Below are 12,567 nucleotides of genomic sequence, written 5' to 3' on the forward strand. Positions count from 1 at the left end.
TTGTATCTGTATCTATAAAGTTAACAGATTTATGCTTCATTCACAGCCAATTTTTACAAACAAATTGATTTGAAAGGAGAAAAAAATGAGAACGATCGCTTTAATCAGTATTGTCTTTGGATTAACGGCTTGTCAGCCTCAGCAGGCCAATCAAGCTGCTCAGAAACAACATTTTGTATGTAAATCTTTGATTGAAGGCTTTTTAAAAACTCAAAATTTAGCTGAGTATCAGCTTGATCATCTAGAACCCACCCTACATCAGACTGCTGCTGTGCGAAACTACCGCTACCATACCAGTAGTGATCAACGGATGAAAATTAATATCCCAGTGCAAAAAGACTTGCAGTTCAAATGCCTTCAGACAGCAACTGATCATTTTGAAATCCAATTGGTCAATCCACAACAACCCAGTAGCCAAACTTTACTGAGTCTGGATTTACCACCACAAAAGACTATCGAAACTTTGACAGCTTTTGCGTTAAAAACTCAATAAATAAACGGACACGCTTTGGTAAATGTTCCTGTTGATAATACACCGCATGGATGTGTTGCTCATAAAGCTCTATTTGATCTTCAAATAGAGCGATCAAGCGTCCTTGCTTTATATCTTTTAAAATCTCAAACTCAGACAATCTCGCAATTCCATGCCCGCGTAAACACAGTTGGCGGACAGTTTCACCACTGGATGCTTTGATTTTTGGTTTGACAGTAAGCCTTTCTCCATTGACTCGAATCGGCCAAGTATTTAAACGGCTGACTTTGCTAAAGCCAATTTGCGTATGATTTAAAATATCTTGCGGTGTTGCTGGATAACCATGTGTGGCTAAATACTCAGGACTGGCAACGATATATAATCGGCTTTTACATAACAAACGCGCATGTAAGCTCGAATCATTAAGATCCCCAAAACGTATTGCAACATCTGTCTTATGTTCTAATAAATCGATGATCTGATCGTTACTGTTTAACTCTATTTCTATCTCAGGATACAACTGAGAAAACTCTTGCATCAACGGTGCAATCACATGCAATACAAAAGGTGTCGCGGAATCCACGCGAATCAGCCCAGATGTATCACTGTCAGATTTTAATAAAGCATCTTCTGCTTCATTGAGGTCATGCACAATTTTTCGGGCTTTTGCTAAAAATAATTGCCCCTCTTGAGTCAACTTAAGTTTACGTGTTGTCCGCTCTAATAAAGTGACATTCAGTTTAGATTCAAGTCGTTGCAAGGCTCGACTTACACCTGAAGTGGTTTGTTCAAGATGCGTTGCTGCTGCAACAATCGAACCACTATCAACAATATTAATAAACGCCTGTAATTCTTCGAGTGTAGATTTCATTGCTGTCAGCGCTCTGCTTATTGTTGATTTCTAGTCAACAATATTTTGCATATTCCTATATTTTTCCGCAACAATTAAAGTAGCAAAATACACTCAATCTCAGAAAATAAAGTGAAATCCAGCATGACAAACATCGTTCCTCAATTTGGTGTCGGTACTTTCCGTTTAACAGGACAAACTGTGATTGACTCGGTCAAAACAGCCTTAGACGTTGGTTATCGTGCTGTAGACACTGCCCAAATCTATGGCAACGAAGCAGAAGTCGGTCAGGCCATTGCAGAAAGCCATATCCATCGTGATGATTTATTTATCACAACAAAGATATGGACAGATCATTATCAAGCCGACAAACTTATTCCAAGTCTCAAACAGAGCTTACAGAAACTGGGTACTGATGCAGTCAACTTAACCTTGATTCACTGGCCAGCGCCAAGTCTAGGAATTTCTGTTGCAGAAATGATACATAACCTGTTAGAAGCGAAAAAGCTTGGCCTAACTGAACATATTGGAATTTCAAACTTTAATATCGACTTATCGCAACAAGCCATTGCTGCTGTAGGACTTGAAAATATTGCCACCAACCAAATTGAACTTAGCCCTTATTTGCAAAATGATAAGTTGGTGAATTTTTTACAGTCACAAAATATTGATGTGACCTCTTATATGACCTTGGCATATGGCAAAGTTTTAAATGACCCAACATTAACTGAAATTGCCAAACAGCATCAGGCTTCTAGCGCTCAAATTGCATTGGCATGGGCATTGCAGAAAGGCTTTGCTGTCATTCCGTCATCGACTAAACGTGAAAACTTAATCGCCAACTTAAAAGCACAAGAGATTCAGCTATCTGCTGAAGAAATGCAATTAATCGCGCAATTGGAACGTAATGGCCGTGAGGTTGATCCTGAAAACTTAGCACCTCAGTGGGATGTTTAATTCACTGCTGGAGTAAAAGTGGTTTAAAGCAGCGCAAATCTTGGCTTAGGCTTTGATTAGCAAAGTTGGGGTACTAAGTTTTACTTACTAGGCTTCGAAACAGGCTTTACCCCCTTTTGATCATGACTTAGATTGCTTCGCAAGATTATTTTCTTGCGAAGCTTTATTTTGTCACTTCATTAAAATAGCGGCTGAAAAGTAAATGACCATCCTCATGATTGACCGAACACTGTTACATCCCATCATTTTCAATATGCTGTATATTTGAGATTTCTCATGAAATTAAATTTTCCCTTACTCGCATTGGCGATTGGTGCTTTTGCAATAGGAACAACAGAATTTTCTCCTATGGGTTTTCTTCCCCAAATTGCAGAAAATTTGAATATTTCAATCCCAACCGCAGGTATGCTGATCACCGCATATGCACTTGGTGTCATGATTGGTGCACCGTTTATGACCTTATGGTTTGGACGGTTTCCACGACGTAAAGCGCTTATTTTAGCCATGATTATTTTTACCATTGGCAATATTCTTGCTGCAATTGCCCCCAATTACTGGGGCTTAATGGCCGCTCGAATCCTGACCAGTCTCAATCATGGGGTATTTTTCGGGATTGGTTCCATTGTTGCAACAAGCGTCGTACCTAAAGACAAACAAGCCAGTGCAGTTGCCACCATGTTTATGGGCCTCACCATTGCCAACATCGGTGGTGTGCCTTTAGCCACATGGGTTGGGCAGAATATTGGCTGGCGTATGTCATTTGCAGCAATCGCCTTACTCGGCGTGATTACTATGCTGTCACTATGGAAAGCCTTGCCTGAAGATAAAGCAAGTCAACGTCCTGATGTCAAAGCAGAATTAAAAGTGCTGACTCGGCTGCCTGTGGTTCTTGCATTGCTCACCACGGTGATGAGTGCAGGTGCAATGTTTACCCTCTATACCTATATTGCGCCTAGCCTACAAAACATCACCCATGCAAGCCCGATGTTTATTACCTTGATGCTGGTACTGATTGGAATTGGTTTTTCAATTGGTAATCACTTAGGTGGGAAATTTGCAGACTTGTCACTGACCAAAACATTGACCAGTTTCTTGCTGTTACTGATGGTGAGCATGTTGCTGTTCCCTATACTGGCTCAAACTCAAATTGGTGCAGCATTGGCACTGATTGTCTGGGGAGCAGCAGCCTTTGCAGTGGTCCCACCTTTACAGATGCGTGTCATGTCTGTTGCACATGAAGCACCTGGATTGGCATCCTCTGTGAATATTGGGGCATTTAATTTAGGCAATGCTTTAGGTGCAACAGCTGGTGGCGCAGTATTGAGTATGGGCATGAGTTATGCTGCGGTGTCTATTGCAGGTGCGGTACTCACAGCTTTAGGGCTAGTGCTGGTTTTTATTCAAATGAAAATGAATAAAGCACCTGTACAACAATATAGCCATTCAGCCTAGCGATTAACAATCGTGACAAAGACTGCAAGTAACCTTTCTTTCTACATCAATACCTTAAGAAAGGTTACTTTCAATAGTTAAATGGAAAGATCTGCTAAGCATTATTTTTTCGAATATAAAGTTGTTTCGTCAATAGGGTCTGCTTCAGGATTATTGATCAAACAACGTCTATTTTAAAATATCAGGCAAAGCTGCAAAGGGTTTATTCTTTGCCAATTCTGTTTTCATTTTCTGCAACATCTGATAAGGCTGCTGTTCGACCAAAATATTGGTTAAGCTTGCAGGAATAGAGCCTTCTGGATTGGCGTGTCCAGAGGTAATGACTTTGACTTTATTGGCACCCAGTTTTTGAAAGGTCCAATCACCTGAATAATCTTTTAAACGCACATAATCAGGATTCAGTGCTTTACCTTGCTGAATCGCAGAATTTTTAATAAAAATACTGCCATTTGCATCTTTAGACATGGTTCCTTTGACCACCATATCACGATCTTTTAACGGAAAGGGAAAATCTAAAACCATATAAATGCTGAATTCACCTTTTTTATCATCGCGAGATAACACTTCAGCTTTGGCAACATTGGGGACCCATTTCGGTGAGTTTTTGACATCCAATACCAAAGCAACAGCACGATCAATCGGTACGTCTAATGTTGTTTCAGCTTTATAAGACAACACAGAATTACTGGCATCCTTGTATGTCCATACCTGAATGTTATTTTTATTCAAACTCAATTTGGCATTGCTTGGTAAAGCAGCTTGTGTAGTCAGGCCAAAAGCACTGATTACACAAGCAAATAACATCACTGTTTTTTTCATTTTTGAATGTTCAAAATTTGACTAATTGTTTTAATTCTATCGCATCAGATTTTAAGCTTAAATATCATTTAAGCCTAAAACGTCTTTCATATCGTATTTTTTTGCATCTTTGCCGACAACCCAAGCGGCTGCACGTACAGCACCAGCAGCAAAATTCATACGATTCGTGGCTTTGTGTGTCACTTCTACACGCTCACCTTCGCCAATAAACATCACTGTATGTTCGCCCACAATATCACCACCACGAATCGTTTCAAAGCCAATGGTTTCACGTTCACGTGGACCTGTATGTCCCTCACGACCATAGACAGCAACTTTCTTTAAATCACGACCCAGTGTGTCAGCAACAGCTTCACCCATCATCAGAGCAGTACCTGATGGTGCATCTACTTTATGACGGTGATGTGCTTCAATAATTTCAATATCCACAGTATCGCCAAATACTTTAGCTGCCAGCTCAAGTAATTTAATCGAAACATTCACACCCACTGAATAATTTGCCGCATAAACAATCGGTGTCTGAGTCGCAGATTGATTTAATAGCTCTTTTTGTTGATCCGAGAAACCAGTTGTACCAATCACCATTGCAACACCAGCAGCACTGCATAGTTTTAAATTATGTTCAGTTGCAACAGGCGCAGTAAAATCAATTACCACATCCACATCTTTGAGGATCTCTTCCAAGTTGCCAACCACTTTAATCCCCACAGCACCAATTCCTGCAAGCTCTCCTGCATCTGCACCAATTAATGTGCTTTCTGGGCGCTCTACTGCAGCAGCAAGTTGAAAACCTGCTTGTTGTACAGCTTGAATCAATGTACGGCCCATACGGCCACCTGCACCTACAATACCAATGCGCGGAGCTGCTGACATACGATCTTCCTAAATCTGAATTTGAAAATTTGGCTCTACTATAACAAAACTCGGTTCTAAGACGACGTTTCAATATAAAAAAATACTGTGATCTTTTTGCTTGCTTTGGGATCTGATGCGCTCATTGGTCCGGAATAGCCTGAACGAATAAATAGATTAATTTTATAAAATATATCGGTAAAACTTTGAAAAATTTACAACTTTTCAAATTTATTTCATCAAAATGCAAGAATCCCACAGCAGACTACATGCCACGAATGAAAAGAATATGGCTTATAAGGAGATCAATATGCATTCGAATAAAATGGCTTTCGCTCTAGTACTCGGCATGATGATGACAAATGTTTGGGCTGAATCAGCGCCGACAACAACATCAGCAACAACTGAAGAAAAAACACTTGTTCAATCCAATAGCAGCACAGCATCTGAACCTCAAACAGAAGTTCGTGTTGAAGATATTGATGCACCGATCATCGAGTAATAAGCACCTATTTTTCAGCGGTTGAAGGTATGTCCAATATCTTCAACCTGTCTTTTTTAAAAATAACTCAATTCAATTGTAATCATCATCATAAAAATCAAGCTTTATCGCTAAACATTAACAGCTATATTATTTTTTAAATCATCTAAAAATTTATTGAAATGTATATTAAATTACAGCTAAAAATAACTAAAAAGTAAAAATTAAATTTTTCAGATCTATTAAACTAAAAGCGCTTGGATGCAATCATAAAAAGCAAATATCAAAGGAAATACCATGCAACTCAAAAAAATCATTTTAGGATTGGTGATGACAACAACTGTTTCACTCGTTTGGGCCGAAGACACAACGCCTACATCCACTCCTGCCCCAACATCGGAATCATCGACACCAGCAACACATCCCGCGGTGTACTCCCCCAAGATGATAATTCAATAGATGCGGCCCCAGATGACAACGAATTTGATTTATCACCATCAGATCAAGCATCAAAATAAAAAAACGGAGCAACAAGATCTGTTGCTCCGTTTTTACATCTTCAATGTTTAGCTTGCTAAATGAAAAGGTCTAAACTCAATTAGTCAAATAAACGATCGAAGAAAGATTTTTTCTTCGGAGACGATTTATTGTCATCACTTTCCATCGTGGCTTGAAGTTCTTTCAATAGCTCACGTTGGCGGCTGGTCAAATGTACAGGTGTTTCCACCACAATACGGCAAAGTAAGTCACCTTGCATACTGCTACGTACAGGTTTTACCCCTTTACCACGTAGTCGGAACATTTTACCGGTTTGTGTACCTTCAGGCACTTTCAAACTGACACGGCCATCCAATGTTGGAATTTCAAGTTCTTTACCTAAAGCAGCATCTGCGATACTAACAGGTACATCCATATATAAGTCTGCACCATCACGTTGGAAGATATCGTGCTCACGCACTACGACTTCAACGTATAAATCACCAGATTGACCATCACGGATCGCTTCACCTTTACCTGTTAAGCGAACGCGATCACCATTATCAACACCTGCAGGAATAGTAACTTCAAGGGTCTGCTGACGATCTGATACACCTGAACCATGACATTTGCTGCATGGATTTTTAATAATTTTACCTTGTCCACGACAGGTACTACATGTCTGCTGAACAGAGAAGAAGCCCTGTTGCATACGCACTTGACCTGCACCATGACAAGTCTTACAGGTTTCTACATCATTTGGATTTTTTGAACCTTTACCATCACACACATCACAAGGTGCTGGGGCAGTAAAGGTAATGGTTTTCTTAACGCCTCGCACCGCTTCTTCGAGTGTTAATTCCATGACATAACGCAGGTCGGAACCACGACGCGCACGTTGCTGACCACGGCCACCACCGCCAAAAGCGCCACCGAAGATGTCACCAAACTGACTGAAAATGTCTTCGGCGCTGAAACCACCACCAAAGCCACCGCCGCCCATACCACCTTCAAAGGCGTTATGACCCATACGGTCGTACATGCTACGTTTTTCACCGTCAGAAAGAATTTCATATGCTTCCGCACATTCTTTAAACTTTTCTTCAGCTTCTGAGTTGTCAGGATTACGATCTGGATGATACTTCATCGCCAACTTACGGTAGGCTTTTTTAATTTCATCATCACTAGCGGTTTTAGCAACACCTAAAACCTCATAATAATCACGTTTAGCCATGATTGGCGATGCTCCACAAAATTTGATAATACTTCTATGCAGAGTAAATTGGGGGCGATGTTATTTTTTACAAGCGTGAAATGTAGTTTTTTTTAAAAAACAGCTTTTTTCTGTAAATATTTAGTAAAACCTTTGAGCCATATATTGAGTAAATATAACCATGCAATGGCACTAAATACCACACCAGCCACAGTGCACGCTTTTACCCAAATGAAACTGTCCCAATAGAAAAAGATTAACGGAATAAACCATAGCGCAGCAAAGGCTGCCAAAATCAAAAAAATGAGAGCATTGCGCATAATCCACAACGCTTGCGCATGTATCCATACCTCTGCATTATCTGCCACTGCTACTTTACGTGCTAACCAATAAGCCAACACGGCTGTAATCACCGTAAACAATGCAAGAAACATAAACAAATAAGAGCTCGTAATAAATTTACGATGCTGTTCTGGATTTGTTTGCCCCATGGGTGTTTTTGACCTCAAATTTATTGCATACCGATTTACTTATTATGCAATAAAATTTCCTATGTTATTTTCTGTTAAAGATTAAGTGCTACTATATTGAAGTTTTCAATTTTTCGCACCTAATATTCTCAACAATTTATGTATTTTCTGTAGTTTTTTTAATCTTAAACCAAGTCGCATACAACGCTGGCAAGAAAAATAACGTTAAAAGTGTCGCAATAATTAAACCACCCATAATAGCCACTGCCATTGGTCCAAAGAAAATACTCCGAGAAAGCGGAATCATGGCCAATACCGCTGCCAAGGCGGTCAGAATAATGGGACGGAATCGACGAACTGTAGCATCCAAAATCGCATCCCATTGATTCTGCCCAGCTCGAATATCTTGTTCGATCTGATCAATCAAAATCAGTGAGTTACGCATAATCATTCCAGATAATGCAATGGTGCCCAGCATCGCCACAAAACCAAAAGGCTTATTGAATAAGAGCAGGAATAATACCACCCCAATTAAACCTAGCGGCGCTGTCAAAAATACAATGAATGAGCGCGAGATACTCTTTAACTGCAACATCAGCAAAGTAAATACCACCGCAAGGAATAATGGCATCCCTGCATTTACAGAAGTTTGCCCTTTTGCCGACTCCTCTACCGCGCCACCAACTTCTAACAAATAACCACTTGGTAAGGTTGTACGAAGCTGATCCATTTTTTCAGCCAGCTCATTGACCACGGTTGCAGGCTGTAACTTGGTCCGAATATCTGCCCGTACAGTAATGGTCGGTAAACGATTGCGGTGCCAAATCAAACCATCTTCAAATTTATATTGAAGTGTAGCGATTTGCGCCAAAGATACAGTGGTGCCTTTACTTGTTGGAACAGCAAGACTAGATAATGCTTCAACATTGACACGTTCAGCCTGATCACCGCGGATACGAACATCAATCAGCTCACGTTTTTCACGATATTGATTGATAATTGCACCCGATATTGAACTGTTTAAAAAATTCGCCAAATCTTCTGAGGTCACACCCATTTGACGGGCACGGTCTTGATCAATCACCAACGAAATGATTTTACTTTGCTCACCCCAGTCCAAATGAACATTTGCGGTATTTGGATTTTCACTCACCAGTTGAGCAACTTTTTGCGCCTTCTGACGAACAATTGCAATGTCTTCACCCGATACACGAAATTGCAATGGATAGCCGACTGGAGGACCATTCTCTAATAAAGAGACACGGATACGTACCTGTGGCAATAATTGGCGAATTTGCGTATCTAAGGATTTACGAATTTCATCACGATCATCCAGTGACGATGCTAAAACCACAAATTGTGCAAAACTGGCTTGTGGCATCTGTTGATCTAAAGGCAGATAGAAACGTGGTGTCCCTGTTCCTACATAAGCTACATAATTATCAATACCCTTTTGCTTGGATAAAAATGCCTCGACTTTCTTCACGGCATCTTCAGTTGCAGTCAGTGATGCACCTTCTTCCAATTTTAAATCGACCAAAATTTCGGCACGGTTTGAAGACGGGAAAAATTGTTGGGGTACAAACTTAAACATCACCACAGACAGAACAAAAACCCCAACCGTAATTGAAATGACGGTTTTTCTATAAGTCACACACCAGTTCACCAATTTTCTAAAGCTTTGATAAAATTTAGATTGATATGGATCAAAATGCTCACCAGTATGATGAATCACGGGCTGAGGTTCTGGTTGCTTTCGTAATCTTGCGAGAAGACGCTGATACCACGGTGCTTTTTGTGGCACTTTGTTAAAATCTGGAAGTAACTTATCGCCTAGATAAGGAACAAAAACCACAGCAGCAATCCATGAAACAATTAAGGCAATGGTCACCACTTGGAAAATTGAACGGGTATATTCCCCTGTGCTTGATGCGGCTGTAGCTATAGGTAAAAAACCTGCTGCGGTAATTAATGTTCCTGTCAGCATCGGAAATGCGGTACTGGTCCATGCAAAACCAGCTGCCTTCATCCTGCTATAGCCTTGCTCCATTTTGATGGTCATCATTTCGACGGCAATGATGGCATCATCGACCAATAACCCTAAGGCCAGAATCAAGGCCCCTAGAGAAATCTTATGCAAGCCAACATCAAATAAATTCATGCCTGCAAAAGTCATCGCAAGCACCAGTGGAATTGAAAATGCCACCACCAAACCTGTACGGAAACCCAGCGAAAAAAAGCTCACCAATAAAACAATAATGACCGCTTCTGCAAGAACTTTGACAAATTCATGAATACTGCGTTGAACAGCCACTGGCTGATCTGAAACTTTTTTCAGTTCCATACCTAAAGGCAGTGATTTTTGTAAGGTTTTAAATTCAGTTTCTAGGTTTTTACCCAATGCGATGATGTCACCACCTTTACGCATAGAAACCGCTAAACCAATTCCATTCTCGCCCATAAAACGCATGCGAGGTTGTGCTGGCTCACTAAATCCACGATAAACGTCAGCAACATCACCCAGTTGAATGGTTCGATTTCCCACCAACAAGGGCATTTTTTTCAAATCATCGACACTTTTTAAAGCACCACTGACTCGCACTTGAATACGGTCAGTGCCTGTTTCAAAAAAGCCTGCACTGGTCACACTGTTTTGCTTTGCCAAGGCTTCTTGAATTGCAGTAACTGGTACGCCCATTTGCACAGCTTTGGTGTTGGAAAGCTCAATCCAGATTTTTTGATCTTGTAGACCCACCAGATTGACTTTACTGACATCTTTTACCCGTTGTAAGCGAAGCTGTAAACGATCTGCATATTCTTTTAACGTTGCATAATCAAAATCTTTGCCTGTTAAGACATAGATATTGCCGAAGGTGTCACCAAATTCATCATTAAAGAACGGCCCCTGAACACCAGAAGGTAACTGTGTTTTGATATCGCCTACTTTTTTACGCACTTGATACCAAACATCTGGAATTTGGTTAGACTTTAATGAGTCTTTTGCCATAAACATGACCATAGACTCACCCGGACGCGAGTAAGCCATAATCTTGTCATAGAGCCCTGTGCTCATCAGTTCTTTTTCAATTTTATCGGTAACTTGTAAAGAAACCTCTTGAGCTGTTGCACCAGGCCAATAGGTTTGTACCACCATGACTTTAAAAGTAAAGGGTGGATCTTCACTCTGAGAGAGTTTTGAATAGGAAAATAGCCCAACAATACCCAATAGGATCATAAAATAAAGTACTAATCCTTTATTTTTGAGTGCCCATTCTGACAAGTTAAAGGCGTTAAATGGACTCATGATCATGCTCCTTTTTGAACAGTTACAGCACGATTTTCACGGTCTACCGGTTTTATTTTTTGCTTTTCACGAAGTAAATGTACCCCTCCTACAACCACCCATTGCCCAGGATTTAACCCTTTCACGACAGTAACACTGTCACGACCATAGCTGCCCAGAGTCACTGAAACTTTAGCAATCGTTTGGTCTGGATTCACCACCCAAATATAGGCTTGATTATTATTTGCTGAGACGCTAGATAAAGGCACACTCAATACATTTTGAATATTTTGATTAAAGAATACCCGCGCACTTTGCCCAAGTTGAATTGCGGACTGCCCTTCTTTTAAAGCCACTTTAACCATAAATGTACGTGATTGATCGGCTGCTGGAGAAATTTCTCGAACATAGGCAGCAAATCTATTTTGAGGTTTAGACCATAAAGTCACCCATGCATTTTGACCGACTTTAATCTCTGCAATGGCTTGTTCAGGTACACCTATCACCACTTCACGATCACCATCAATCGCCAGTTGGTACGCCGCCTGCCCTGCTGAAATCACTTGCCCAGTTTCAATATTACGTTGGGTAATCACCCCATTTTTATTGGCAATCAATTGGTTATAACCTGTTTGATTGGCGCTCACATCATAATTAGATTGGGCTTGTTTTAAACTTGCCTGGGCAGCATCATATTGATTTTTGACTGAATCATATTGTGAGCGACTCACAGCATTGATCGGTAAGAGCTGCTGAAAGCGTTTAAATTCATCTGCTGCAGCCTTGGCCGCAGATTGCGCACTTTCAAGTTGTGCTTTGGCTGAGTTCAACTGTAGCTGGGCATCTTTCACATCAAGCTTTGCTAAGACTTGCCCTACTTTGACACGAGCCCCAACATCGACATAGCGTTCTGTAATTTGTCCCCCGACACGGAATGCCAATGCTGTTTGCTGTCGGGCTTGAACATCCCCCGCATAACTTTTTTGATCTTCATGTGATGTTGCAGGCTGGGTGACCATCACCAAGGGAATTTGTTCCGCTTCAGGTGCTGGTTTGCTACACCCCACTATTGTTACACTACACAATACCAATAGGCTCGTGATCATTAAATTTAAACTACGCATAGGCAAGGCTCTTAATCAAATGCATTTTTTCGGGCAAAATAGAATGAGTATATTTATTTGCTCATTTTTTAATTAATATACTGCATGGTACAGTAATTGTGAATCGTGTATAGAGTA

Annotated in this window: 11 protein-coding genes; 4 read left to right on the top strand and 7 right to left on the bottom strand. The window is 40.5% G+C overall.

The window, feature by feature from the left end:
- Positions 1 to 85 precede the first annotated feature (85 nt).
- On the top strand, positions 86 to 493 hold the full coding sequence (locus L3V46_RS21420) for a hypothetical protein (protein ID WP_239046702.1): 408 nt from the start codon (positions 86 to 88) through the stop codon (positions 491 to 493).
- Here the strand turns inward: L3V46_RS21420 and L3V46_RS21425 are convergent.
- Entirely contained in the window at positions 453 to 1,343 is an 891-nt protein-coding gene (locus tag L3V46_RS21425) for a LysR family transcriptional regulator (RefSeq protein WP_004718832.1), read from the bottom strand. The two genes, L3V46_RS21420 and L3V46_RS21425, sit on opposite strands and share 41 nt — an antisense overlap.
- Before the next feature lie 123 nt (positions 1,344 to 1,466).
- Between L3V46_RS21425 and dkgB the strand changes: the two genes are divergently transcribed.
- Positions 1,467 to 2,279, top strand: coding sequence for a 2,5-didehydrogluconate reductase DkgB (gene dkgB / locus L3V46_RS21430; RefSeq protein ID WP_239046703.1), 813 nt, complete (start codon positions 1,467 to 1,469; stop codon positions 2,277 to 2,279).
- Positions 2,280 to 2,555: 276 nt separating this feature from the next.
- The gene (locus L3V46_RS21435; protein ID WP_004818249.1) at positions 2,556 to 3,731 is read left to right on the top strand and encodes an MFS transporter; all 1,176 of its coding nucleotides are present in this window, start codon (positions 2,556 to 2,558) and stop codon (positions 3,729 to 3,731) included.
- 168 nt (positions 3,732 to 3,899) lie between these two features.
- Here L3V46_RS21435 and L3V46_RS21440 read toward each other — a convergent pair whose 3' ends face one another.
- Both L3V46_RS21440 and dapB read right to left on the bottom strand, forming a co-directional pair.
- Entirely contained in the window at positions 3,900 to 4,550 is a 651-nt protein-coding gene (locus L3V46_RS21440; protein WP_096732468.1) for an START domain-containing protein, read from the bottom strand.
- A 57-nt stretch (positions 4,551 to 4,607) separates the two neighbouring features.
- Positions 4,608 to 5,423 (bottom strand): 4-hydroxy-tetrahydrodipicolinate reductase, encoded by an 816-nt coding sequence (dapB, locus tag L3V46_RS21445; RefSeq protein ID WP_004718838.1) that lies wholly within the window; start codon positions 5,421 to 5,423, stop codon positions 4,608 to 4,610.
- 289 nt (positions 5,424 to 5,712) lie between these two features.
- Between dapB and L3V46_RS21450 the strand changes: the two genes are divergently transcribed.
- Positions 5,713 to 5,904: a hypothetical protein gene (locus L3V46_RS21450; RefSeq protein ID WP_096732466.1), complete on the top strand. Its 192-nt coding sequence runs from the start codon at positions 5,713 to 5,715 to the stop codon at positions 5,902 to 5,904.
- 577 nt (positions 5,905 to 6,481) lie between these two features.
- Here the strand turns inward: L3V46_RS21450 and dnaJ are convergent.
- From dnaJ to L3V46_RS21470, 4 genes are all read right to left on the bottom strand, one after another.
- Positions 6,482 to 7,594, bottom strand: coding sequence for a molecular chaperone DnaJ (gene dnaJ, locus L3V46_RS21455; protein WP_004718844.1), 1,113 nt, complete (start codon positions 7,592 to 7,594; stop codon positions 6,482 to 6,484).
- A gap of 92 nt (positions 7,595 to 7,686) precedes the next feature.
- Entirely contained in the window at positions 7,687 to 8,064 is a 378-nt protein-coding gene (locus tag L3V46_RS21460) for a hypothetical protein (RefSeq protein WP_004818242.1), read from the bottom strand.
- Positions 8,065 to 8,200: 136 nt separating this feature from the next.
- Positions 8,201 to 11,347 carry an efflux RND transporter permease subunit gene (locus L3V46_RS21465; protein WP_239046704.1) on the bottom strand — a complete coding sequence of 1,049 codons (3,147 nt, stop codon included), beginning with the start codon at positions 11,345 to 11,347 and terminating at the stop codon, positions 8,201 to 8,203.
- 2 nt (positions 11,348 to 11,349) lie between these two features.
- Positions 11,350 to 12,450 (bottom strand): efflux RND transporter periplasmic adaptor subunit, encoded by a 1,101-nt coding sequence (locus L3V46_RS21470; RefSeq protein ID WP_239046705.1) that lies wholly within the window; start codon positions 12,448 to 12,450, stop codon positions 11,350 to 11,352.
- Positions 12,451 to 12,567 lie beyond the last annotated feature (117 nt).

The sequence above is a fragment of the Acinetobacter sp. AG3 genome, from assembly GCF_022343575.1.
In the GTDB taxonomy this organism is placed as follows: Bacteria; Pseudomonadota; Gammaproteobacteria; order Pseudomonadales; family Moraxellaceae; genus Acinetobacter; species Acinetobacter guillouiae.

Bases quoted from the DNA above. Each gene is read 5' to 3' on its own strand.
- L3V46_RS21420 (WP_239046702.1), top strand. From the start codon at position 86: ATGAGAACGATCGCTTTAATCAGTATTGTCTTTGGATTAACGGCTTGT.
- L3V46_RS21425 (WP_004718832.1), bottom strand. From the start codon at position 1,343: ATGAAATCTACACTCGAAGAATTACAGGCGTTTATTAATATTGTTGAT.
- dkgB (WP_239046703.1), top strand. From the start codon at position 1,467: ATGACAAACATCGTTCCTCAATTTGGTGTCGGTACTTTCCGTTTAACA.
- L3V46_RS21435 (WP_004818249.1), top strand. From the start codon at position 2,556: ATGAAATTAAATTTTCCCTTACTCGCATTGGCGATTGGTGCTTTTGCA.
- L3V46_RS21440 (WP_096732468.1), bottom strand. From the start codon at position 4,550: ATGAAAAAAACAGTGATGTTATTTGCTTGTGTAATCAGTGCTTTTGGC.
- dapB (WP_004718838.1), bottom strand. From the start codon at position 5,423: ATGTCAGCAGCTCCGCGCATTGGTATTGTAGGTGCAGGTGGCCGTATG.
- L3V46_RS21450 (WP_096732466.1), top strand. From the start codon at position 5,713: ATGCATTCGAATAAAATGGCTTTCGCTCTAGTACTCGGCATGATGATG.
- dnaJ (WP_004718844.1), bottom strand. From the start codon at position 7,594: ATGGCTAAACGTGATTATTATGAGGTTTTAGGTGTTGCTAAAACCGCT.
- L3V46_RS21460 (WP_004818242.1), bottom strand. From the start codon at position 8,064: ATGGGGCAAACAAATCCAGAACAGCATCGTAAATTTATTACGAGCTCT.
- L3V46_RS21465 (WP_239046704.1), bottom strand. From the start codon at position 11,347: ATGAGTCCATTTAACGCCTTTAACTTGTCAGAATGGGCACTCAAAAAT.
- L3V46_RS21470 (WP_239046705.1), bottom strand. From the start codon at position 12,450: ATGCGTAGTTTAAATTTAATGATCACGAGCCTATTGGTATTGTGTAGT.